Origin of the sequence: Azospirillum oleiclasticum (assembly GCF_013423485.1) — a bacterium.
In the GTDB taxonomy this organism is placed as follows: Bacteria; Pseudomonadota; Alphaproteobacteria; order Azospirillales; family Azospirillaceae; genus Azospirillum; species Azospirillum oleiclasticum.
In genome coordinates, this window is the sequence record NZ_JABFFR010000050.1 from 46,793 (window position 1) to 67,437 (window position 20,645).

The window sequence follows — 20,645 nt, forward strand, 5'->3', positions numbered from 1 at the left end:
AGCCTATGGTATCAGAACCCCCGTTCCAGGGCACGCATTTGCGGCAATCCGTCACTTCCGCCTCGACAAGATGACACGAAAGCACACATTGTCCGCCGTCCGTCCACCGATCCCGACCGGAGCCCGTCGCGTGCAGGAGCTGCTGCAGAATCCCGCCGTCACCATGACGCTGTTCAACGCGCTCATCGCGTGGCCGCTGTGGCGGATCTACCGGCGGGCTGGTCTGACGCCCTGGTGGTCGCTGGTGGTGTTCGTGCCCATGGTGGGGGTGGCGCTGGCGCTGGGCATCCTGGGCCACAAGCGCTGGCCGGTGCTGCCGGAGCGCGCGGCCCCGCTGCCGCCCAAGGCGCGGCGCAGCCTGTAAGGAGCCGCAATCCATGGAAACCGTTCTCGGACTCGAGCCCTGGCTGGGCTATCTGATCGTCGCCGCCATCCTCACCTACACCTTGTCGATCGGTGGCTGGGTGCTGGCGAAGGCCGGGCGCAGCCCCTTGTGGATCCTGCTGCTGCTGGTGCCATACCTGAACGTGATCGCCTTCTGGGCCTTCGCCTTCGCCCGCTGGCCGGCGGTGGACGGTGCTGCGAAGGGCGCCGCGCGCGGGCCTTGAAGCGGGCCCGGAAAGGCCGTACCGTCCGCGCTCACCTCCAGTTGGCTTCCAAGTGAGCGCGTCATGAGCGGTGCGACCGGCAAAGAGATCAAGAAAGTCGTCCTCGCCTATTCCGGCGGTCTCGACACCTCCGTCATCCTGAAATGGCTGCAGGAGACCTACCGCTGCGAGGTGGTGACCTTCACCGCCGACCTCGGCCAGGGCGAGGAGCTGGAGCCGGCGCGGCGCAAGGCCGAGCTCCTGGGCATCAAGCCGGAGAACATCTTCATCGACGACCTCCGAGAGGAGTTCGTGCGCGACTTCGTGTTCCCGATGTTCCGCGCCAACACGCTGTACGAGGGGACCTACCTGCTCGGCACCTCGATCGCCCGGCCGCTGATCGCCAAGCGCCAGATCGAGATCGCCAACCAGGTCGGCGCGGACGCCGTCGCCCACGGCGCCACCGGCAAGGGCAACGACCAGGTGCGCTTCGAGCTGGGCTATTACGCGCTCCGCCCGGACATCAAGATCATCGCCCCCTGGCGCGAGTGGGACCTGAACAGCCGCACCCGGCTGATCGACTACGCCGAGAAGAACCAGATCCCGATCGCCAAGGACAAGCGGGGCGAGGCGCCCTACAGCACCGACGCCAACCTCCTGCACATCTCCTACGAAGGCAAGGCGCTGGAGGACCCGTGGGTCGAGCCGGACGAGGACATGTTCACCCGTTCCGTCTCGCCCGAGACGGCGCCGGATACCCCCACCTATGTGGAGGTGGAATTCCGCCGCGGTGACGCGGTGGCCGTCGACGGCAAGCCGCTGTCGCCCATGAACCTGCTCACCGAGCTGAACCGTCTGGGCGGCGAGAACGGCATCGGCCGGCTCGATCTGGTGGAGAACCGCTACGTCGGCATGAAGTCGCGCGGCGTCTACGAGACGCCGGGCGGCACCGTCCTGCTGGCCGCGCACCGCGCCATGGAAAGCATCACGCTCGACCGCGGCTCGGCGCATCTCAAGGACGAGCTGATGCCGCGCTACGCGGAGCTGATCTACTGCGGCTACTGGTGGAGCCCGGAGCGTCTGGCGCTGCAGGCGCTGATCGACCAGACGCAGGAGATGGTGAACGGCGTGGTGCGCCTGAAGCTCTACAAGGGCAACGTCACCGTGGTCGGCCGCAAGTCCCCCAACAGCCTCTACCGCCTCGACTACGTCACCTTCGAGGAGGACAGCGTCTACAACCAGAAGGACGCCGAGGGGTTCATCAAGCTGAACGCGCTGCGGCTCCGGCTGGCGACGATGGCGAAGGGGAAGCTGGGGTAAGTTTTCAGCTGTCGATGCACCTGCGGATGGGAGGTTGTCTCCTTGTGATGGAGTCACTCCCGCCGCAGGGCGGCTTCAATCGCCATTGCGTTCAGTGATTCGAATGGGTCGTCCATTGCGGCACGCCCCAAGTCGTCGCAGAGGTATGCCGCTGGCAACATTTGAAGGCTAATTTCTTTGGTAAACTGATAAAGCGACTTTGTTCTCGTTGTCGCAACGGACAAATTAACTGAAGTTTTCTTGGCGAAAGCCATTAGAGATCTTAGTTCTTCCGGTCGAGCCGCGTATCGATCGGACCATTTTATCTCGATGCTGGTTGTTGTAGTTCGGTCTGCGAAAGTGCCTATCGAATTCAAGTCAAGATGTTGTCCTGAAATGACAAGGTCCACCTCCCCATCCGCCCATCGCGCATAACGCGCCGCCTCTGTCACTTTCGTGTGGAGCAACTGCGCCACAATCGCCGTCTCCACCAGATTTCCCGCGATCGGATCGTCCTGTCCCACCGCGCCGAACAGGGCCGCCCGGATGGAGGGGTTGGTCAGGTGCACCTTGAAGTGGGTCTCCCGCTTGAACCGCTTGGCGTTCTGGTCGATGCGCGGCAGGCGTAGGATCAGGAAGGCCGCTTCGAGGTAATCGAGGTACTTGCGGATGGTGTTCTTCGCCATTTCCGCCGACTGCGACAGCCCGTCGTAGCTGACCTCCTCCGCGGTGTTGTAGGCGAGCACGGTGAACAGGCGGTTCAGGTCCTGGATGCTGTCGATTCCATAGAGATCCGGCAGGTCGCGCAGCAGTACCTTGTCGAGGATGTCGCTGCGGATGAAGCGTTCCATGTTGGAGCGCACGGACGGAACCAGCACGGTTTCCGGGAAGCCGCCGTAATTGATGTAGTTGAAGAACTCCCGGTTCAGGTCGTCGATAGGCATGCCTTTGATGTCGTCGATCCCGACGAAGCCCAGATACTCGCAGAAGGCCAGCGGCGGCAGCCGGAAATCGGTGAAGCGCCCGGCCCCGGACTCCGTGCTCTTCAGGCGCAGCGCCGCCGCCGCGGAACCGGAGACGGCGAAGCGGAAGCCGGGCAGGGTGTCCACCAGGGACTTCAGGTGCCGCTCCCAGTCCTTGAGATACTGCACCTCGTCGAAGAACACCCAGCGCGGCCGGCGTTCCAGAAGCGTGTCGTCGCCAAACTGGATGCGCAGCAGCTTTTCCAGCCCGACACCCGTGTAGACCGGAGTGTCGAGCGACAGATACATGATGTCGGCGGGGGGCGTGCCGTCGGCGATGAGTGTCTGGATCGTCTGGTGGATGAGCACCGTCTTGCCGACGCGGCGCGGTCCCATCAGGACGATGGCGCGCCGCACCCCGGTTTCCGTCACCAGATCGAAGAACGGCTCGAAATGGGCACGCTTCAGGGTTGGAGCGAGATAATCGGGCACCACCCCGTCGCGCCACCACGGGTTGTCCAACTTCAGACGCAATCGCACTTCGTCGTCGGACACGTCGCGCATGATGCCTACCATCGATCATGATCGTGATCGATGGTAGCGCATGGATACCCGCTCCACCAGCGCGTTGCGGCGGCCGGTCACACCGACGGCTTGACCTCCCCGGTGATCGCCGGTTTCGGCAACTCCTCCTCCGCCAGGATCCGGTAGGCGAGGCCGCCCAGCGCGCCGCCCAGCAGCGGGGCCAGCCAGAACAGCCAGAGCTGCTGGATCGCCCAGCCGCCGACCACCAGCGCCGGCCCGGTGCTGCGCGCCGGGTTGACCGAGGTGTTGGTGACCGGAATGCTGATCAGGTGGATCAGGGTCAGCGCCAGGCCGATGGCGATGGGGGCGAAGCCCGCCGGTGCCCGGCGGTCCGTGCTGCCGAGGATGACCAGCACGAAGAAGAAGGTCAGCAGCGTCTCGATCAGGAAGCCCGACGCCATGCTGTAGCCGCCGGGCGAATGCTCCGCGAAGCCGTTCGAGGCCAGCCCGCCCGCCAGCACGTCGGCGCCGGTCTTGCCGCTGGCGATGACGTAGAGAACGATCGCGGCGCAGAAGGCGCCGACCACCTGCGCCACGACGTAGGGAAGCACGTCCCTGGCCGGAAAGCGCCCTCCGGAGAACAGGCCCACCGTCACGGCGGGGTTCAGATGGCAGCCGGAGATGTGGCCGATTCCGTAGGCCATCGTCAGCACGGTCAAACCGAAGGCCGCCGACACCCCCAGGAACCCGATCCCCACCTCCGGGAACGTGGCGGCCAGCACGGCACTGCCGCATCCCCCGAAAACCAGCCAGAACGTGCCGATGAATTCGGCGGATGTTCTCCGCAGCAATTTCATGGGAGCCTCCCTTAACGTCTGTCGTCCTTTGTTGGACGGGAAGACTGGACAAGGATAAGTCGGCAACCGGTGCTTGCCTTTCGCTTTTTCGGGCAGGGGTCCACCCTTCCAGGCGCAACGCTCCCGACGAATTGGTGGTGGAGGCTCCGGCCGCAACAAAACCGCCCCATCCCCGTCACGCCCCGGTCACCCAAGCCTGTCATCAAGGGCCGCATCCTTTCGTACCCATTCACCGGAGCCCCCCCGATGATCCGCAGCGCCGTCCTTGCCGGCGTGGCCCTGGTGGCCCTCGCCGCCGCGTCCGCCGCCCACGCGCAGACCGCCTTTCCCGCCACGCTGGCCGGCCATGCCCTGCTGCCCGCCAAGACCTTCATCGAGGCCCCGGCCGACGCGCCGGCCGACCTGAAGGTCTCCGGCAAATTCACCACCGGCACCCGTGTCGAGGCGGTCGGCAGCGTCGAGGGCAAGTCGGGCGGGCGCCCGACCGGCGTGTCGCTGCCCTTCCAGGGGCAGCCCGTCCAGGGCCATTCCGGCATCCAGCGCATGGCCGACGGGTCCTTCTGGCTGCTGACCGACAACGGTTTCGGCAGCAAGGCCAACTCGCCCGACAGCATGCTGTTCCTGAACCACTACACGGTGGACTTCGCGGCCGGCACCATGAAGCGGCTGGCGACCATCTTCCTGCACGACCCCGACAAGAAGGTGCCCTTCCGCATCGTCCATGAGGGGACGGAGAAGCGCTACCTGACCGGCTCCGACTTCGACACCGAAGGCTTCCAGATCATCGGCGACACGCTGTGGATCGGCGACGAGTTCGGTCCCTTCATCATCAAGGCCGATCTCACGGGCAAGGTGCTGGCGGTCTACGAGACGATGGTGGATGGCAAGCCGGTGCGCTCGCCGGATCACCCGGCGGTTCTCACCCCCGCCGCCCCCGGCGGCACCGTCGCCTTCGAGGCGCGCCGCTCCAAGGGTTACGAGGGGCTGGCGTCGTCGAAGGACGGCAAGTTCCTCTACGGCCTGCTCGAAGGGCCGGTTTGGAATGCGGAAAAGAAGGACGTCGAGAAGACCGCCGACGGCAAGGAATACCTGCGCATCGTCGAGTTCGACGTGGCGAAGGGCGCCTGGACCGGCCGCTCCTGGCAGTATGTGCTGGAGACCAACGGCAACGCCATCGGCGACTTCAACATGATCGACGGCACCACCGGCATGATCATCGAGCGCGACAACCTGGAAGGCACGGCCGACAAGGCCTGCGCCGCGGGGGCGCCGACCACGAACTGCTTCGCCAAGCCGGCCGAATTCAAGCGCGTCTACAAGATCGAGCTGACCGACGCCAACGCCGGCGGCCCGGTGCGCAAGATCGGCTACATCGACCTGATGAAGATCGCCGACCCCGACAAGAAGTCCCGCAAGCCGCTCACCAACGGCGTGCTGACCTTCCCCTTCTTCACCATCGAGAATGTGGACGTGGTGGACGCCACCCACATCGTGGTGGGCAACGACAACAATCTGCCCTTCTCCAGCAGCCGCGAGCCCAACGCCGCCGACGACAACGAGCTGGTCCTGCTCGAGGTCGGCGACTTCCTCAAGGCGAAGTGACCGACCGGCACCGGCCGCGGGCGATGCCGCGGCCGGTGCCTCCGGCCTCTACGCCGCCGGGGCCGTCACCCGCGCGATCAGCCCGTTGGTGGAGCTGTCGTGGGCGGGTGCTTCGGCACCCGCGGCCAGCTCCGGCAGGATGGCGCTGGCGAGCTGCTTGCCCAGCTCCACGCCCCACTGGTCGAAGCTGTTGATGTTCCACACCACGCCCTGCACGAACACCTTGTGCTCGTAGAGCGCCACCAGCGCGCCCAGCGTCGCCGGGTCCAGCTTGCGGAACAGGATGCTGTTGGTGGGCTTGTTGCCGGCGAAGGCGCGGTGCGGCACCAGCGCCTCGATGCGCGCCGCCGGCACGCCGGCCTTGGACATCTCCGCCCGCACCTCGTCCGGCGTCTTGCCGCGCATCAGCGCCTCCGGCTGCGCCAGGAAGTTGGACAGCAGGATGCGGTGATGGTCGCCGATGGGGTTCTGCGACTCCACCGGAGCCAGGAAGTCGCAGGGGATGAGCTGCGTGCCCTGGTGGATCAGCTGGTAGAAGGCGTGCTGCCCGTTGGTCCCCGGCTCGCCGAACACGACGGGGCCGGTGGAATAGTCCACCGGGTTGCCCTGCCGGTCCACCGACTTGCCGTTCGATTCCATGTCGAGCTGCTGGAGATAGGCGGCGAAGCGGTGCAGATACTGGTCGTAGGGCAGCACGGCGTGCGCCGCGGCCCCCCAGAAATTGCCGTACCACACCCCCAGCATGCCCAGGATCACCGGCAGGTTGCGCTCCAGCGGGGCGGTGCGGAAATGCTCGTCCATGGCGTGGGCGCCGGCCAGCAGCTCCTCGAAGCGCTCCATGCCGATGGCGACCGCGATGGGCAGCCCGATGGCCGACCACAGCGAGTAGCGGCCCCCCACCCAGTCCCAGAAGCCGAACATGTTGGCCGGGTCGATGCCGAACTTCCGCACCTCCGCCTCGTTGGTGGAGACGGCCACGAAATGGCGCGCGATGTGGGCCTCGTCGCGGGCCGATTCGAGGAACCAGCGGCGGGCGGAATGGGCGTTGGTCAGCGTCTCCTGAGTCGTGAAGGTCTTGGACGCCACCACGAACAGCGTGGTCTCCGGGTCCAGCCATTTCAGCGTCTCGGCGAGGTGGGTCCCGTCGACGTTGGAGACGAAATGCACCTCGATCTGCGGGTGGCGGTAGGGCTTCAGCGCCTCGGTCGCCATCACGGGGCCGAGGTCGGAGCCGCCGATGCCGATGTTGACCACGTCGGTGATCGGCCGGCCGGTCCAGCCCTTCCAGTCGCCGGCGCGCAAAGCGCCCACGAAGCGGCCGACGCGTTCCAGAACGGACGACACCTCCGGCATCACATCCTTGCCGTCCACCGTCACCGGCCGGCCGGAGCGGTTGCGGAGTGCCGTGTGCAGCACCGCACGCCCCTCGGTGAGGTTGATCGCCTCGCCCCCGAACATGCGGTCGCGCCAGCCCTCCACATCCTGCTGGCGGGCAAGGTCGAGCAGCAGCGCCTGGGTCTCCGCCGTGATGCGGTTCTTGGACCAGTCGAGGAACAGGCCGGCAGCCTCCGCCGAGAAGCGGTCGAAGCGGCCGGGATCCGCGGCGAACAGGTCGCGCATGCGCACGCCCTCCATCGCCGCGCGATGCCGGGCCAGCGCCGTCCAGGCGGGGGATTCGGTGAGCGCGGACATTGTCGTTTCGTCTCCCTGCGGGTTTGGCCGGGAGTCTAACACCAATCCCGCCCGCGCGGGCACGCGCGGAACGGCGCAGGTGCCGAGCGCATTTCTATACCTCTCCCCGGGGGGAGAGGGTTGTTGGAAACAACGGGTCGGCGCCGCGGTCGGTGGCGGAGGCGTGATAGACGGTACGGCGCAGGGCGTTGATGGAGCCGAGCGGTTCGTGGGCCTTCAGCGCGTTCCACGGGCTCATGGTCAGGCGGTCGCCCGTGGGCAGCAGGGCGGACACCGATTGCGGCGGGATCTCCAGCCGAGCGACGCGGAGCAGGGGGCCGGTCCAGGGTACGCCGATGCGGTCGAGCGGGTCGGTCTCGCCCTGGCGGGGCTGGATCAGGAAGTCGAAGGCGAGGGGGCCGTCGTCCAGCGTGGCCTGGAGCCGCTCGGCGAAGCTGCGCCCGCGCGGCCGGCGGCGGGCGAAGGTCGCCGGGTCGGGCTGGCAGCGGTAGAGCATGGCGCCCTCACCCAGCCGGTAGGGGGTGACGCCGTAATAGGTGAGGCGGGCCAGGTCCCAGCCCCGCAGGTGGGCGCGGATGGCGGCCATGATCAGCGCCAGATACTGCCAGCGGGTGCGCCAGGGCCGGAAGCCGGGCATCAGGTAGGACGGGACCAGCGCGGTCAGCGGCGTGATCGCGCGGGCGCCGTCGATCTTTCCGAAATACTCCACCGCCTCCGTCACGTCGCGGGTGGGGATGGCGGGCTGGCTGATCATCAGGAAATCCTGCTGGCCGGCGGGCGCGCCGTCGCACACCGGGCCCGGCACGCCGGACAGCTTGATGCCCAGGCCGCGCGTGTCGGGCTCACGGTCGTCGGCCATCATGCCGCTGGAGAAGCGCACCAGCGCCGGGTACTCGGCCGGCACGGCGAACAGCCCCTGCCGCAAGGCCGGATCCACCGGTGGCTCGACGCGGAAGGTGCCGCGCAGGCAACCGTGGCTCTTCTCGTGGAAGAAACGGGGCAGGGCACCGTCGGGACGCCGCCGCTGGAAGGTGCGGCGGAGAATCCCGACCACCTGTCCATGCATGGCGTCGAGCGGGCAGCGCGGCTGATCGGGGCCGGTCACAGGGGCGCGTCCTTCTCGGCGTGCAGATGCTCGGGCATGCGGTAGCTGATGCCGGCGGCGTCGTGGAAGGAGACGTCGAGCATACGCTGGAACTGGCCGATGCTGCGGCGCCGGCGCAGCGCCGGCACCATGCGGTAGAGCCAGCGTTCGCCCTGGTTCTTCCAGCGCAGCGTCGCCAGCACGCCGAAGGTGCGCGACGGCGGGTAGCGGAGCTGGTCGGCCAGCTCGTTGCCGATCAGCGCGCGCGACACCGAATAGATGCGCCTCGCCAGGGCGCGGCGCGCTTTCGGCTCGGTGATGCCGGCGACCACGGGGGCGGAGTTGATCAGGCCGTTGGCGAGCAGGATCGATTCCAGATCCGGCGGCGGTTCGCACAGGATGCCGATGCGCTGGAGGGCGAGTGCGGACGCCTTGTCCTCGAACAGCAGCTCCGGCTCCACCCCCATCAGATGGCCGGAGTAGCGCCAGATCATCATGAAGGACGCTTCCTCCTCCGCCGACAACTGCACCCCCAGCATGCGGGCGCGTTCCAGCAGCAGGCCGGAGAAGGCGGCGGTGGCGAAGCCGATGTGGGCGGCGCTCAGCGGCACGCCCCAGGCTTCGGTGTCCCACTCCTCCGCTCCCGTCAGCAGGTGGCGGATGCGGGCGTGCACGATGCGGATGCGCACCGACAGCTTCCAGCCCTCGCCCTGGCGGTCGAGCCCGCCGGGCATGAAGATCTCCACCAGATGCAGGTTGTTCTGCTTCAGCCGCCGCACCCCCTGATCGACGATCCGGCCGGTGATGCTGAAGGATTTGGAGATCAGGGTGGAGAAGCCCTCGATCAGCACCCCGGCGACGAAGGCGCCCAGGAACATCTCGGAATGGCGGTGGAAGGCCCGGCAGCCGGGCAGCACCGCGTCGGGATCGAACCAGGCGGGCACCCGCTCCGATTCGGCGAAGAAGGCCCGCACCGCCTCCGGCGCGTCGGGGATGGCGTCCGGCCCGCCTTCGATCCCGCGCTGCATCCACTGGCGCTGGAGCGGGCCGGGGTGCTCCTGGAAGGCGGCCATCATGGCGTCCGCCAGCGGGTCGCCGACGGTGGTGTTGCGCAGGTAGCGTTCGGCCAGCGCGGGATCGATCCGCCGCGCGGCGGCATAGCCGGCGGTGTAGTCGGTGGGAATGATCATGATCGGGGTACCGCTTTCCGACCGTTCCTGTTCGAACGATTGTGCGCAGGCACGCCGGCCGGTTCAACCGTCCTGGAACGGCGGACGTCCGTCGCCTTTTTACCGCATCGTGGAAATCCTCACCCGCGAAGACCTCCCATGCGCAGGCATGGGGTTGAGCGGGTGCGGCGCCCGGCGTAGAAGGGATGCTACCAGGCCGGGCCCCTCTGACGACCCGCAAGTGTCGTGATGTCGGACTGGTGACATCCGGAGTGGCCTGTCCGCGTTCTCATCCGCCGATCCCTGCCGTCCGTTCCGTCCGTTGGCATCGCATGCCGGCGCCGGCGACGGGGGAGGGCGGGAAATCCGGCCCGACGCTCCGTTCTCGACGCCCTTATTTCACCCGAGGAACGGCGCACATGATGGAAATCTTCACGGCCGACGGGTTCTCGGCCCTGATCCAGGTCATCCTCATCGATCTCGTGCTGGCCGGCGACAACGCCATCGTCATCGGGCTGGCCGCCGCCGGCCTGCCGAAGGACCAGCGCAACAAGGCCATCCTGATCGGCATCATCGCGGCCACCGTGCTGCGCATCGGCTTCGCCGCGGTCACCACCCAGCTTCTCCAGATCGTCGGCCTGCTGCTGGCCGGCGGTATCCTGCTGCTGTGGGTGTGCTGGAAGATGTGGCGCGAGCTGCGCGCCCAGAGGGAGGAGACGCAAGGCGCCGAGGCGGTGTCCGGCGAGGACCTGGACGCCGACGGCAGCGTCGCCGGGACCGCCCCGCGCAAGACCTTCGCCCAGGCGGCTTGGCAGATCGTCATCGCCGACGTGTCGATGTCGCTCGACAACGTGCTGGCCGTGGCCGGTGCCGCGCGCGACCATCCGACCGTGCTGGTCATCGGGCTGGCGCTCTCCATCGCCCTGATGGGCATCGCCGCCAGCTTCATCGCCAAGCTGCTCCAGCGCCACCACTGGATCGCCTATGTCGGCTTGGCCGTGATCCTCTATGTGGCGGTCGAGATGATCTACCGCGGCGCGATGGAGGTGTGGCCGCTGGTCAACGGCGGGGCGGTGTAGCGAGGCCATACCAGACCCGATGAGAAGACCTCATCGGGTCTGGTTGGGCCGTTGAGGCCCCGCGCCCCCATGGGCGCGAAGCCAAGGCCCGCGGATGCGGGCCGCCCGGCGTCTGAGGGACCGTTGATCGATCACGATCAACGGCATTTCATATCAGTAAGGCCGCCGCGCCTTGAGCGCGGCGGTCAGGGTGCCGTCGTCGAGATAGTCCAGCTCGCCGCCCACCGGCACGCCGTGGGCGAGGCGGGAGACGGTGACGTCGGCACCCGCCAGCCGGTCGGTCACCACATGGGCGGTCGTCTGGCCGTCCACCGTGGCCGGCAGGGCCAGGATCACCTCGCGCACCGCGGGGTCGCGGGCGCGCTCGGCCAGCGGGCCGATGCTCAGATCCTCCGGCCGCACGCCGTTCAGCGCCGACAGGGTGCCGCCCAGCACATGGTAGAGCCCGCGGTAGGCGCGCGTGCGCTCCAGCGCCCACAGGTCGCCGGCATCCTCCACCACGCACAGGATGCTGCGGTCGCGGGTGGCGTCGGCGCAGACCGTGCAGGGGTCGCGCGTGTCGAGGTTGCCGCAGACGCTGCAGGTGCGGATGGCCTCCGCCGCCGTCGCCATGGCGTCGGACAGCGGCACCATCAGCCCGTCGCGCCGCTTCATCAGATGCAGCGCCGCCCGCCGCGCCGAGCGCGGCCCCAGCCCCGGCAGCTTGGCCAGGAGCTGGATCAGGCGCTCGATCTCCGGTCCGATCATGAGGTCCGGTCTTCCGGTGGGCCGTGCTTCAGAACGGCAGCTTGAAGCCCGGCGGCAGGCTCAAGCCCCCCATCAGCTTCTGCGTCTCCGCCTGCACCTGCTGCTCGACCTTCTGCTTGGCGTCGTTGAAGGCGGCAACCAGCAGATCCTCCAGCATCTCGGTGTCGTTCGGATCGACGATCGACTTGTCCAGCTTGACCTTCTTCAGGTCGCCCTTGCCGTTCAGCGTCACCGTCACCATGCCGGCGCCCGACTGGCCGGACACCTCGATGTCGCCGAGGGCGGCCTGCATCTCCTGCATCTTGGCCTGCATCTGCTGGGCCTGCTTCATCATCTGGCCGAGATTCTTCATGGCCTAATACTCTCCGTCTTCATCCAGGGGATACAACAGGGCGTCGCGCACGTTGACGTCATCGACGTCCGGTTCCTCGTCGGCGGGCGGCTCGGCCGCGGCGACGGCGACGTCGCGCACACCGAGCAGGTCGGCGCCGGTGAACAGCTCCAGCGCGGCCTTCACCACCGGGTGACGGCGCGCCTCGGCGAGCAGGCGGTCGCTGGCCGCCCGCTCCTGCTCGGCCAGCGTGGGGTGCCCGACCGCGTCGGACACGATCACCACCCAGCGCCGCCCGGTCCATTCGGTGAGGAGCTGGCCGGCGCGGTTGGCGAGGTTGGGCGGGGCCGAGGGGCGCGGCCGGATCTCCAGCCGCCCCGGCTCCATCCGCACGAGGTGGGCGCCGCTGTGCAGATGGCCGTACAGCGCCCCTTCCCGGTTGTCGGCGAAGAGCTGGACGAGGGCGGCGAAATCGGCCGGCATGGCCGCCACCGGCTCGGCCTTCGCCGCGGCGGCGGGGGCGGGCGCCGTGGCGGACGCCATCGGAGCGGGGGAGGAGGCGACGGCGCGCACCGGGGATGCGGCCATGGCCGTGGCCCCTCCACCGGCACCGCCGCCGCGCGGGGGCGTGGCGCCGCCGGTCTGGCCCGGCGTCTGACCCTGGAGCTGGCCCTGGAGCTGCCGGATCATCTCGCCGGGGGTCGGCAGGTCGGCGGCGTAGGACAGGCGGACGATCACCATCTCCAGCGCCTGCTGCGGCACCGGGGCCGCCTGCACCTCGCCCAGCCCCTTCAGCAGGAGCTGCCACGCGCGGGTCAGGGCCGGCATGCCGAGCTTGGCGGACAGGGCGGCGCCGCGCGTGCGTTCCGCCTCCGGCAGGGTGGGGTCGGCGGCGGTGTCGGGCACCACCTTCAGCCGGGTCAGATTGTGCACGAGGTCGAGCAGGTCCTGCAGGATGACCAGCGGGTCGGCGCCCACCCGGTGCAGGTCGGCCAGGATGTCCAGCGCCTCCGCCGGCCGCGCCGACACCGCCGCCTCGAACAGGTCGATGACGCGCGAGCGGTCGGCCAGCCCCAGCATGTCGCGCACCTGCGCCGCGGTCACCGCGCCGTTGGCCAGCGCGATCGCCTGGTCCAGCAGCGACAGCCCGTCGCGCACCGAGCCGTCGGCGGCGCGCGCGATCAGCGCCGCGGCGTCCGGCTCGATGCGGGCGCCCTCCTTCTCGGTCACCCGGGTGAAGTGCTCCTTCAGCACCACGGCATCGACCCGGCGCAGGTCGAAGCGCTGGCAGCGCGACAGCACGGTCACCGGCACCTTGCGGATCTCGGTGGTGGCGAAGACGAACTTCACATGGGACGGCGGCTCCTCCAGCGTCTTCAGGAGCGCGTTGAACGCGCTCTTCGACAGCATGTGGACCTCGTCGATGATGTAGAGCTTGTAGCGGGCGGAGACGGGGGCGTAGCGCACGCCGTCGATGATCTCGCGGATGTCGTCGACGCCGGTGTGGCTGGCGGCGTCCATCTCCATCACATCGACGTGGCGGTCCTCGGCGATGGCCCGGCAATGGTCGCAGACGCCGCAGGGTGCCACCGTCGGCCCGCCGGTCCCGTCGGGGCCGATGCAGTTCAGCGCGCGGGCGATGATGCGGGCGGTGGTGGTCTTGCCCACCCCGCGCACCCCGGTCAGCATGAACGCCTGGGCGATCCGGCCCGACGCGATGGCGTTGGTCAGGGTGCGCACCAGCGCGTCCTGCCCGATCAGCTCGTCGAAGCTGCGCGGCCGGTACTTGCGCGCCAGCACGCGGTAGGCGACTCCCGCCTGCGCGCGCGATCCGGCGTGGGGATCGCGGTCGGTGTCGGCCATGTCGGTCCTGGCCGTATCGGTGGCGGTGGTGTCGGTCACGCGTCCCTTCGGACCCTTGAGGCGGCTCGGCTGCGGTTCGGCGAGCCGGAGCATAGCGGCGCCGTCGCGCGCTGTCGCCCGTCAATTCCGCGTCGTCGGGCGTGCGGGGTGGGCGGATGGCGTGGGAGGATGGGGTGGGAGACTGGACGAACGACCCGAGCCGGAACTCGTTACGGCTGCTTCCTTCCGGACCTGACCGGGTTGGCGAGGGACCCGTCCGCCGCCAGTCTCCCGCGCCCAATATCGGGACCCGGCGCCGCGGATGCAAGGGCATTCGCCACACCGCACCGCGTCACACAGCGGTCACGGCTACCCCCATCGATTTGGATTGCATGACGCGAAGACGTAATTATAGTGTTGTAACACTAACGGTTTTGGTCGTGATGAAAACATACGACGCCGTTTCGCAGAGGGGGGCATCATGGGGATCGAAGCGGCGGCCAGGACCGGCGGTATTCAGCCAGCCCGGAGCGGTCGATCTTTTCGCATCCGCGAAAAGCTTCTTGTGTCGTTTGGCGGCATCGCACTTCTCGTCGTGGCCAGCGGCGGGGTCGGCTGGTTGTCTTATGACGTGATTTCCGAAAAACTTTCGACAATTACCGGAGAAAGCGTTCCGGCCATGGTGGCCGCCGACCAGCTGGCGACGGAGAGCGCCCGCGTGGTGGCCCTGGCCCCGCAGCTGAGCGCGGCGACGACCGAGGCCGATCGCAACGCCGCGCTGGCCGCCATCCGCGAGCGCAGCGCGATCCTGCGCGAGACGCTCGGCACTCTGGCGTCCCTGAACGTGGATTCCGAGGCGCTGGCGCGCGCGCGGCAGGGGGCGGACGCCATCCTTGGCAATCTGGACCGGCTGTCGTCCATGGTCGAATCGCGGATCGTGGCGAGCGGCCAGATCAGCGCCGCCCTGCAGCAGGTGGACGCCGCCCACCGCGGCTTCTCCGAGGCGCTCGACCCGCGCATCAACGCGGTCAGCAACCGCCAGACCCAATCGATGAAGAGCATGGAGGAGACGGTCCGCGCCGCCGTGAAGATGCTGGGCACCGACCGGCGCGACCAGCTCATCGCCGTGTTCGAGCTGCGCGAGGCCTCCCGCAGCGTGCTGGACGCGCTGCGCCGGCTGCAGTCCGCCACCAACGTCGACGAGGTGCGCGAACAGTTCTCCGTCTTCGTGCGCAGCATCAAGCCGCTGACCGAAGGGGTGAAGACCGCCCGCAAGCTGGATTGGTTCACCCGCTCGCCCTCGGCGGAGGAGCTGCCCAAGGCGGTCGATCTGATGCTGGCGACCGGCGCCTCCGGCACCTCGCTGTTCGACCTGCGCGAACGCTCGCTGGACCCGTCGTTGACGTCGATGGACCGCACCGTCGCGCTGGAGAAGGTGACCGACCGGGTGGACGCGGTCGCCAACGCCTATCAGCTCATCGAGTCGCTGACGGTGCAGCTCCTCGGCTTCGTGAAAGCCGAGTTCATCGTCGGCGCCATGGATTTCGAGCAACAGATCGGCAACAGCATCTTGTCGGCCAGCAACGACCAGGCGGCGGTGCGGCGGATGCTGGAGCTGGCGTCCTACGGCAACGACCTCGCCGGCATCCTCAACGCCGCGGCCAGCGCGCCCACCACCGACGCGGTGGCGATGCTGGGCGAGCGCTTCGCCCAGGTGAGCACGGTGTTCGACGCTCTGCTCGGCGCGCTGAAGGGGTCCGACGACGCCCGTGTGCTGGAGGCCGGGCGCAAGCTCGCCGAACTCGGCCGCGGCAACGACACCATCTTCGGCCGCCGAATCGGGGTGCTGGCCACCCAGGCGAGCGAGCTGGCCCTGCTCGCCGGCAATGTGCAGGCCGTGGTCGGGCTGGACCAGACGGTCCGGGCGCTGACCGACGCCGCCAAGGCCGGCGTCGCCCAGTCGTCCAAGGACGCCGACGCCACGCTGGCGCAGGGCCGGCTGTGGCAGGTGCTGCTGGCCGCCGTCAGCATCGTCGCCTCGCTGCTGATCGTCTGGCTGGTGGTGCAGCGGCAGGTGGCCGGGCGCCTCACCGCGCTGGCGGGCACCATGCGCGAGGTCGCCGGCGGCAAGCTCGACGCGGACATCCGCGCCGACGGCCGCGACGAGGTGTCGGAGATGGCGCAGGCGCTGCTGGTGTTCCGCGACACCGCCCGCGAGGTGGAGGCCGCCAACGCGCGCGCCGAATCCGAACGGCGCCGCGCCGCCCAGGAGCGCCACGCCGCCATGATGGCGCTGGCCGACGACCTGGAGCGCAGCATCAAGGGCGTGGTCTCCACCCTGTCCACCCGCGCCGACCAGATGCACCGGATGGCGAACGAGATGAAGGAGTCGGCCGAGCAGAACCGCTCGGAGGCCTCGGAGGCCGCCGCCACCGCCGACCAGACCCGCAGCAACGTGCAGACCGTGTCGGTGGCCGCGCACGAGCTGTCCTCCTCGATCAGCGAGATCGGGCGGCAGGTGTCGGACAGCGCCAAGTTCGCGGCGCAGGCCTCCGGCCAGGCCCGCCGCACCGACGAGATCGTGCAGACCCTGAAGGGCTCGGCCGAGCAGATCGGCAAGGTGGTCGACCTCATCAACGCCATCGCCAGCCAGACCAACCTTCTCGCGCTGAACGCCACCATCGAGGCGGCGCGGGCGGGCGAGGCCGGCAAGGGCTTCGCGGTGGTCGCCAACGAGGTCAAGGGCCTCGCCAGCCAGACCGCCAAGGCGACCGAGCAGATCGCGCTGCAGATCGGCTCCATGCAGGCGGTCACCTCGGAGGCCGCGGGCGCCATCCGCACGATCGTGGAGACCATCGGCACCATCAACGACATCGCGTCCGGCATCGCCGCCGCGGTGGAGGAGCAGGAGGCCGCGACCCGCGAGATCGCCCGCAACGTCGAGCAGGCGGCCCAGGGCACCCAGACGCTGAGCCGCAGCATGGAGACGGTGTCGTCCGCCGCCTCCCGCACCGGAGCCAGCGCCAGCCAGGTGCTGGGCGCGTCGGCCGACGTGTCGCAGCAGGCCGAAACGCTGGGCCACGACATCGACGCCGTGCTCAAGCAGATCCGCAGCGCGTAAGCGCCGCGCCGCTTCCGAAACGGGAACGCCCCGGAGCCGCAGGGTTCCGGGGCGTTTTCATGTCCCCGCCTCCAAGGTCCGGGGTGTGTCTGGACGCGGCTTGGTGCCACATCCGGTTGTTCTTGCACAAATAATGTGACGGAGCATCCCGGAAAATACCTCTTGCGTTTCTCGTGTTTTTTTGCAGGACAAATATCTCGTGCAACTTTCGCATTCGGCAGCCTATGTCCAATCGGAACTTTGCCAACAGGGTTGCCGGGACTTATGCCCTCGTCGGCACGCTCTGGATTCTCGTCGGAAGCCAGACGGCCGACGTATTCTTCGGGGCCGATATCTCGGCCCACAGTTCCTTTGAATTGCTCAAGGGCTTGTTTTTCATTGCCGTGACGGTCAGCGTCCTGCGCTGGCATCTGCTTGGCGAACTGCGGCTTCGAAGCGAGGCGGACGCCGCAAGGGCCAAGGCAACCGATCGATTGGTCGTGCTTCTGGATCAAGTGGTTGCAGCTCTTTCGCACACCCTCGGCCAACGCGACCCCTACACGGCTGGGCATCAGGAGCGGGTGGCCCTGCTGGCGGTCGCCATCGCCCGCCGGATGGGACTGGAGGAGGCACGGGTGGCGTCGATCCACACCGGTGCCCTCCTGCACGACATCGGGAAGATCGGGATTCCGGCGGAACTCCTTTCGAAGCCCGGCCGCCTCACCGTCGACGAGTTCAACCTTGTCAAAGGACATGTGAGAATGGGGGAGGCCATCGTGTCGAAGATCGATTTCGATGCGGTGGTGCACAGCGTCGTCGCGCATCATCACGAGAGGCTGGACGGGTCCGGTTACCCCTACGGCCTGCGCGGTGACCAGATCTCGGTGGAAGCCCGTGTCGTCGCCGTCGCCGATGTGGTCGAGGCGATGACCTCGCATCGCCCCTACCGTGTGGCGTTGGGCTCCGCCGCGGCGCGGGCGGAGATTTGCGCCCTTCGTGGCAGCAAGCTCGACGCGCGCGCCGTCGATGCCTGCCTGGCGATCATGGAGGGCGACCTACAGGCCATGTGGACACCCGCCTCCGGCAGCGCGGATCGCTGATCGCCGGCCGTCGCTCCGCCGGCGCGGGACCAGCGGAGCGGGCCTCGCCCTCACCCCCCCAGCAGCCCCGGCACCAGCCGGGCCACATCGGCGATGGCGGCGTTGCGGGCGTCCAGGGACCCGTCGCATTCGGTGAGGTAGACGGCGATGGTGACCGGCGCGCGGCCGGGGGGCCAGGCGATGGCGATGTCGTTGGCGGTGCCCAGCGCGCCGGTGCCGGTCTTGTCGCCGGCGCGCCAGCCCTTGGGCAGGCCGGCGCGGATGCGGGCGTCGCCGGTGCGGGTGGCGATCAGCCAGCCGTTGAAGCGCTCGCGGGACGTCTCCGACAGGGCGTCGCCGGTGCACAGCACCTCCAGCGTCTCGGTCATGGCGTTGGGGGTGGTGGTGTCGCGCGGGTCGCCGGGGGTGGCGCTGTTCAACTCCGGCTCCATGCGGTCGAGCCGGGTCCTGGCGTCACCCACCGAGCGCAGGAAGCTGGTGAAGGCGGCCGGCCCGCCCATGCTGGTCAGCATCAGGTTGGCGGCGGTGTTGTCGCTGAGGGTGACGGCGGCCTCGCACAGCTCGCCCATGGTCATGCCGCGGGCGAGGTTCGCCTTGGCGGCCGGGGCATACTCCAGCAGGTCGGACGCCTTGTAGCGGATGCGCCGCCCCAGATCCTCCTGCCCGGCATCGACGCGCGCCAGGATCGCGGCGGCCGCCGCCGCCTTGAAGGTGCTGCACATGGGGAAACGCTCGTCGCCGCGATAGGCCCAGCGCCGGCCCGTGCCGGTGTCGAGCACGGCAGCGCCGAGCCGCGCGCCGACGCGCTTCTCGATGGCGGCGACGGCGGTGGCGAAGGCGTCGGGGGGTGCTGAGGCGGCGAGGCGCGGACGGGCCAGGGTGCCGGCGGCGAGCAGGGTTCCGGCAAGCGCGGCGAAGCTGCGCCGGGTGAGGACGATGGGCATGGTTGCGGTCCCGGAGTATTTGATACGGGTGGTCGTTGACGGCGGGCGGATGCCCGAGCCCGATTTGTGCGTGTCGGCCGACGGACGCAGGGTGCACCGCCTTTGACCCCCCCGGCAAACCACGTTAATTGGGTCCAGCCATAAATTGGATTTGGGCATCCATGGTCCGTCCCTACCTGCCGCTCAACGCGCTGCGCGCCTTCGAGGCGTCGGCCCGGCATCTCAGCTTCACCCGCGCGGCGGTGGAGCTGTGCGTCACCCAGGCGGCGGTCAGCCATCAGGTGAAGCAGCTCGAAGCCCGGCTGAACGTCACGCTGTTCAAGCGGCTGCCGCGCGGGCTGATGATCACCGCGGAGGGGGAGGCGCTGCTGCCGGTGCTGCGCGACGGCTTCGACCGCATGGCCGACATGCTGGAGCGCTTCCAGGGCGGGCGGGTGCGCGAGATCCTGACGGTGGGGGCGGTCGGCACCTTCGCCGTCGGCTGGCTGTTGCCGCGGCTGCCGGCCTTCCACGAGGCGCACCCCTTCATCGACCTGCGGTTGTCCACCAACAACAACCGGGTGGACATGGCGGCGGAGGGGCTGGATCTCGCCATCCGCTTCGGCGACGGCGCCTGGCACGGCACCGACGCGGTGCGGCTGTTCGAGGCGCCGCTGTCGGTGCTGTGCATCCCGGCCATCGCCGACGAGCTGCGCGAGCCGGCAGACCTCTTGGGGCGGACGCTGCTGCGCTCCTACCGCGCCGACGAATGGGCGGGTTGGTTCGCCGCCGCCGGCATCGCCACCCCGCCGCCGCTGCTGAAGGGGATCGTCTTCGACAGCTCGCTCGCCATGATGGAGGCGGCGCTGCAGGGGGTGGGGGTGGCGCTCTGCCCGCCGCTGATGTTCGCCCGCCAGCTCGCGGAGGGCGCCATCCGCCAGCCCTTCGCCATCCAGACCAGCCGGGGCAGCTATTGGTTGACGAGGCTGAAGTCGCGCCAGCCGACCCCCGCCATGCGTGCCTTCGAGGCGTGGATCCTGGCGGCGGGGTGACCGTGTCCGACGTCCGCACCGCCGGAGGGCGCGCGCATCGATGGATCGCGACGGACTCCCGCCGGACAGGCGAACGGCCCATGTGTTATGATCGAACCAAGAACGCTCGCCGACCAGGAGTTTCCGATGGCCAGATCCTCCGTCGATCCGCTTGGGGATGACGCCAAGCCCATGCGCCACCGCGTCGATCCGTCGGTTCGCGAGAATCTCAGATCGATCGATAAGTCGCTCAAGGAAACCGATGCCAACATTGACGCGGTGAACGCCTGGCTGAAACGTCGGGGCCTCGTCGGTCAATGAGCGTGCCGTCCGGCCTGCCGCCACCTCCACCGCCGCCGGAACCAACCAACAACGCCGGCGGCGTCCTTGGCTGGATCGGCGACAAGCTGGTCGGTGCGGTCACCCTCTTCGAGCGGGTTCGTGAGAACGCACAGGGCCTGAAAGACGTCAGCGCCAAGGCTTCCGACCAAGCCGCCCATCTCCGTGTGCTCAGCGAGCAGGTGCGCCATCTCACCAAGGCAATCGAGGATGTGGAGAGCCGTTTCACCAAGCAGGTCGACGAGTTGAACGAGCGCCATAAGGAGCGCATGGCCGAGATGGAGAAGCGACTGCACGCCGAGTTCGAGCTGAAGCTCCTCAAGCACAACGCCAATCCCAAGGAAACCACGCAGACCTAGTCGTCGCGTCGCGAACA

19 protein-coding genes and 1 other RNA gene are annotated in these 20,645 nt (G+C 68.6%); 10 read left to right on the forward strand and 10 right to left on the reverse strand.

The genetic code is table 11. The features are described 5' to 3' along the window. Positions 1-130 precede the first annotated feature (130 nt). The 3 genes from HL658_RS32795 to HL658_RS32805 all read left to right on the forward strand — a co-directional run bounded on the left by HL658_RS32795 (position 131) and on the right by HL658_RS32805 (position 1,907). Entirely contained in the window at positions 131-364 is a 234-nt protein-coding gene (locus HL658_RS32795; RefSeq protein ID WP_180286484.1) for a hypothetical protein, read from the forward strand. Between the two features lie 13 nt (positions 365-377). Next, entirely contained in the window at positions 378-608 is a 231-nt protein-coding gene (locus tag HL658_RS32800) for a hypothetical protein (RefSeq protein ID WP_180286483.1), read from the forward strand. Positions 609-671: 63 nt separating this feature from the next. Further along, positions 672-1,907, forward strand: a complete 1,236-nt coding sequence (locus tag HL658_RS32805) for an argininosuccinate synthase (protein WP_180286482.1) — start codon at positions 672-674, stop codon at positions 1,905-1,907. A 53-nt stretch (positions 1,908-1,960) separates the two neighbouring features. Here HL658_RS32805 and HL658_RS32810 read toward each other — a convergent pair whose 3' ends face one another. Both HL658_RS32810 and aqpZ read right to left on the reverse strand, forming a co-directional pair. After that, positions 1,961-3,412, reverse strand: a complete 1,452-nt coding sequence (locus HL658_RS32810; protein ID WP_180286481.1) for an ATP-binding protein — start codon at positions 3,410-3,412, stop codon at positions 1,961-1,963. A 77-nt stretch (positions 3,413-3,489) separates the two neighbouring features. Beyond that, complete coding sequence (gene aqpZ / locus HL658_RS32815; RefSeq protein ID WP_180286480.1) at positions 3,490-4,230, reverse strand: aquaporin Z; 741 nt, start codon at positions 4,228-4,230, stop codon at positions 3,490-3,492. A gap of 246 nt (positions 4,231-4,476) precedes the next feature. On the opposite strand from aqpZ, the gene HL658_RS32820 reads away from it, so the two are divergent. Continuing rightward, positions 4,477-5,832 carry an esterase-like activity of phytase family protein gene (locus HL658_RS32820; protein ID WP_180286479.1) on the forward strand — a complete coding sequence of 452 codons (1,356 nt, stop codon included), beginning with the start codon at positions 4,477-4,479 and terminating at the stop codon, positions 5,830-5,832. Between the two features lie 48 nt (positions 5,833-5,880). On the opposite strand, the gene pgi is transcribed toward HL658_RS32820, so the two are convergent. The 3 genes from pgi to HL658_RS32835 form a co-directional block, all read right to left on the reverse strand. Then, positions 5,881-7,524: a glucose-6-phosphate isomerase gene (pgi, locus tag HL658_RS32825; protein ID WP_180286478.1), complete on the reverse strand. Its 1,644-nt coding sequence runs from the start codon at positions 7,522-7,524 to the stop codon at positions 5,881-5,883. A gap of 94 nt (positions 7,525-7,618) precedes the next feature. Then, positions 7,619-8,629, reverse strand: coding sequence for a catalase family protein (locus tag HL658_RS32830; protein ID WP_343055407.1), 1,011 nt, complete (start codon positions 8,627-8,629; stop codon positions 7,619-7,621). Next, on the reverse strand, positions 8,626-9,798 hold the full coding sequence (locus tag HL658_RS32835; protein ID WP_180286477.1) for an oxygenase MpaB family protein: 1,173 nt from the start codon (positions 9,796-9,798) through the stop codon (positions 8,626-8,628). Before HL658_RS32835 ends, HL658_RS32830 begins: the two co-directional genes overlap by 4 nt. Positions 9,799-10,196: 398 nt before the next feature. Between HL658_RS32835 and HL658_RS32840 the strand changes: the two genes are divergently transcribed. Continuing rightward, a complete protein-coding gene (locus HL658_RS32840; protein WP_180286476.1) occupies positions 10,197-10,856 on the forward strand; it encodes a TerC family protein in 660 nt (219 codons plus the stop codon). 153 nt (positions 10,857-11,009) lie between these two features. On the opposite strand, the gene recR is transcribed toward HL658_RS32840, so the two are convergent. From recR to ffs, 4 genes are all read right to left on the reverse strand, one after another. Next, the gene (recR, locus tag HL658_RS32845; protein WP_180286475.1) at positions 11,010-11,603 is read right to left on the reverse strand and encodes a recombination mediator RecR; all 594 of its coding nucleotides are present in this window, start codon (positions 11,601-11,603) and stop codon (positions 11,010-11,012) included. A gap of 28 nt (positions 11,604-11,631) precedes the next feature. Beyond that, on the reverse strand, positions 11,632-11,955 hold the full coding sequence (locus tag HL658_RS32850; RefSeq protein ID WP_180286474.1) for a YbaB/EbfC family nucleoid-associated protein: 324 nt from the start codon (positions 11,953-11,955) through the stop codon (positions 11,632-11,634). Between the two features lie 3 nt (positions 11,956-11,958). Beyond that, positions 11,959-13,797 carry a DNA polymerase III subunit gamma/tau gene (locus HL658_RS32855; protein WP_180286530.1) on the reverse strand — a complete coding sequence of 613 codons (1,839 nt, stop codon included), beginning with the start codon at positions 13,795-13,797 and terminating at the stop codon, positions 11,959-11,961. A 173-nt stretch (positions 13,798-13,970) separates the two neighbouring features. Then, positions 13,971-14,068: signal recognition particle sRNA small type (gene ffs / locus HL658_RS32860), an RNA gene on the reverse strand. Positions 14,069-14,455: 387 nt separating this feature from the next. On the opposite strand from ffs, the gene HL658_RS32865 reads away from it, so the two are divergent. Together HL658_RS32865 and HL658_RS32870 are read left to right on the forward strand one after the other, a co-directional pair. Next, complete coding sequence (locus HL658_RS32865) at positions 14,456-16,897, forward strand: methyl-accepting chemotaxis protein (protein WP_425485403.1); 2,442 nt, start codon at positions 14,456-14,458, stop codon at positions 16,895-16,897. 224 nt (positions 16,898-17,121) lie between these two features. Continuing rightward, complete coding sequence (locus tag HL658_RS32870; RefSeq protein ID WP_180286472.1) at positions 17,122-17,976, forward strand: HD-GYP domain-containing protein; 855 nt, start codon at positions 17,122-17,124, stop codon at positions 17,974-17,976. Positions 17,977-18,026: 50 nt separating this feature from the next. Here the strand turns inward: HL658_RS32870 and bla are convergent, their stop codons facing one another. Beyond that, positions 18,027-18,920, reverse strand: coding sequence for a class A beta-lactamase (bla, locus tag HL658_RS32875; RefSeq protein ID WP_180286471.1), 894 nt, complete (start codon positions 18,918-18,920; stop codon positions 18,027-18,029). Between the two features lie 161 nt (positions 18,921-19,081). On the opposite strand from bla, the gene HL658_RS32880 reads away from it, so the two are divergent. The 3 genes from HL658_RS32880 to HL658_RS32890 all read left to right on the forward strand — a co-directional run bounded on the left by HL658_RS32880 (position 19,082) and on the right by HL658_RS32890 (position 20,628). After that, positions 19,082-19,951, forward strand: a complete 870-nt coding sequence (locus HL658_RS32880; protein WP_180286470.1) for a LysR family transcriptional regulator — start codon at positions 19,082-19,084, stop codon at positions 19,949-19,951. A gap of 126 nt (positions 19,952-20,077) precedes the next feature. Continuing rightward, complete coding sequence (locus HL658_RS32885; protein WP_180286469.1) at positions 20,078-20,251, forward strand: hypothetical protein; 174 nt, start codon at positions 20,078-20,080, stop codon at positions 20,249-20,251. After that, the gene (locus HL658_RS32890; protein ID WP_180286468.1) at positions 20,248-20,628 is read left to right on the forward strand and encodes a hypothetical protein; all 381 of its coding nucleotides are present in this window, start codon (positions 20,248-20,250) and stop codon (positions 20,626-20,628) included. The genes HL658_RS32885 and HL658_RS32890 overlap by 4 nt, the downstream gene beginning before the upstream one ends. The last annotated feature ends 17 nt before the right edge of the window (positions 20,629-20,645 follow it).

Bases quoted from the DNA above. Each gene is read 5' to 3' on its own strand.
- HL658_RS32800 (WP_180286483.1), top strand. From the start codon at position 378: ATGGAAACCGTTCTCGGACTCGAGCCCTGGCTGGGCTATCTGATCGTC.
- HL658_RS32805 (WP_180286482.1), top strand. From the start codon at position 672: ATGAGCGGTGCGACCGGCAAAGAGATCAAGAAAGTCGTCCTCGCCTAT.
- HL658_RS32810 (WP_180286481.1), bottom strand. From the start codon at position 3,412: ATGCGCGACGTGTCCGACGACGAAGTGCGATTGCGTCTGAAGTTGGAC.
- aqpZ (WP_180286480.1), bottom strand. From the start codon at position 4,230: ATGAAATTGCTGCGGAGAACATCCGCCGAATTCATCGGCACGTTCTGG.
- HL658_RS32820 (WP_180286479.1), top strand. From the start codon at position 4,477: ATGATCCGCAGCGCCGTCCTTGCCGGCGTGGCCCTGGTGGCCCTCGCC.
- pgi (WP_180286478.1), bottom strand. From the start codon at position 7,524: ATGTCCGCGCTCACCGAATCCCCCGCCTGGACGGCGCTGGCCCGGCAT.
- HL658_RS32835 (WP_180286477.1), bottom strand. From the start codon at position 9,798: ATGATCATTCCCACCGACTACACCGCCGGCTATGCCGCCGCGCGGCGG.
- HL658_RS32840 (WP_180286476.1), top strand. From the start codon at position 10,197: ATGATGGAAATCTTCACGGCCGACGGGTTCTCGGCCCTGATCCAGGTC.
- recR (WP_180286475.1), bottom strand. From the start codon at position 11,603: ATGATCGGACCGGAGATCGAGCGCCTGATCCAGCTCCTGGCCAAGCTG.
- HL658_RS32850 (WP_180286474.1), bottom strand. From the start codon at position 11,955: ATGAAGAATCTCGGCCAGATGATGAAGCAGGCCCAGCAGATGCAGGCC.
- HL658_RS32855 (WP_180286530.1), bottom strand. From the start codon at position 13,797: ATGGCCGACACCGACCGCGATCCCCACGCCGGATCGCGCGCGCAGGCG.
- HL658_RS32865 (WP_425485403.1), top strand. From the start codon at position 14,456: ATGGTGGCCGCCGACCAGCTGGCGACGGAGAGCGCCCGCGTGGTGGCC.
- HL658_RS32870 (WP_180286472.1), top strand. From the start codon at position 17,122: ATGTCCAATCGGAACTTTGCCAACAGGGTTGCCGGGACTTATGCCCTC.
- bla (WP_180286471.1), bottom strand. From the start codon at position 18,920: ATGCCCATCGTCCTCACCCGGCGCAGCTTCGCCGCGCTTGCCGGAACC.
- HL658_RS32880 (WP_180286470.1), top strand. From the start codon at position 19,082: ATGGTCCGTCCCTACCTGCCGCTCAACGCGCTGCGCGCCTTCGAGGCG.
- HL658_RS32885 (WP_180286469.1), top strand. From the start codon at position 20,078: ATGGCCAGATCCTCCGTCGATCCGCTTGGGGATGACGCCAAGCCCATG.
- HL658_RS32890 (WP_180286468.1), top strand. From the start codon at position 20,248: ATGAGCGTGCCGTCCGGCCTGCCGCCACCTCCACCGCCGCCGGAACCA.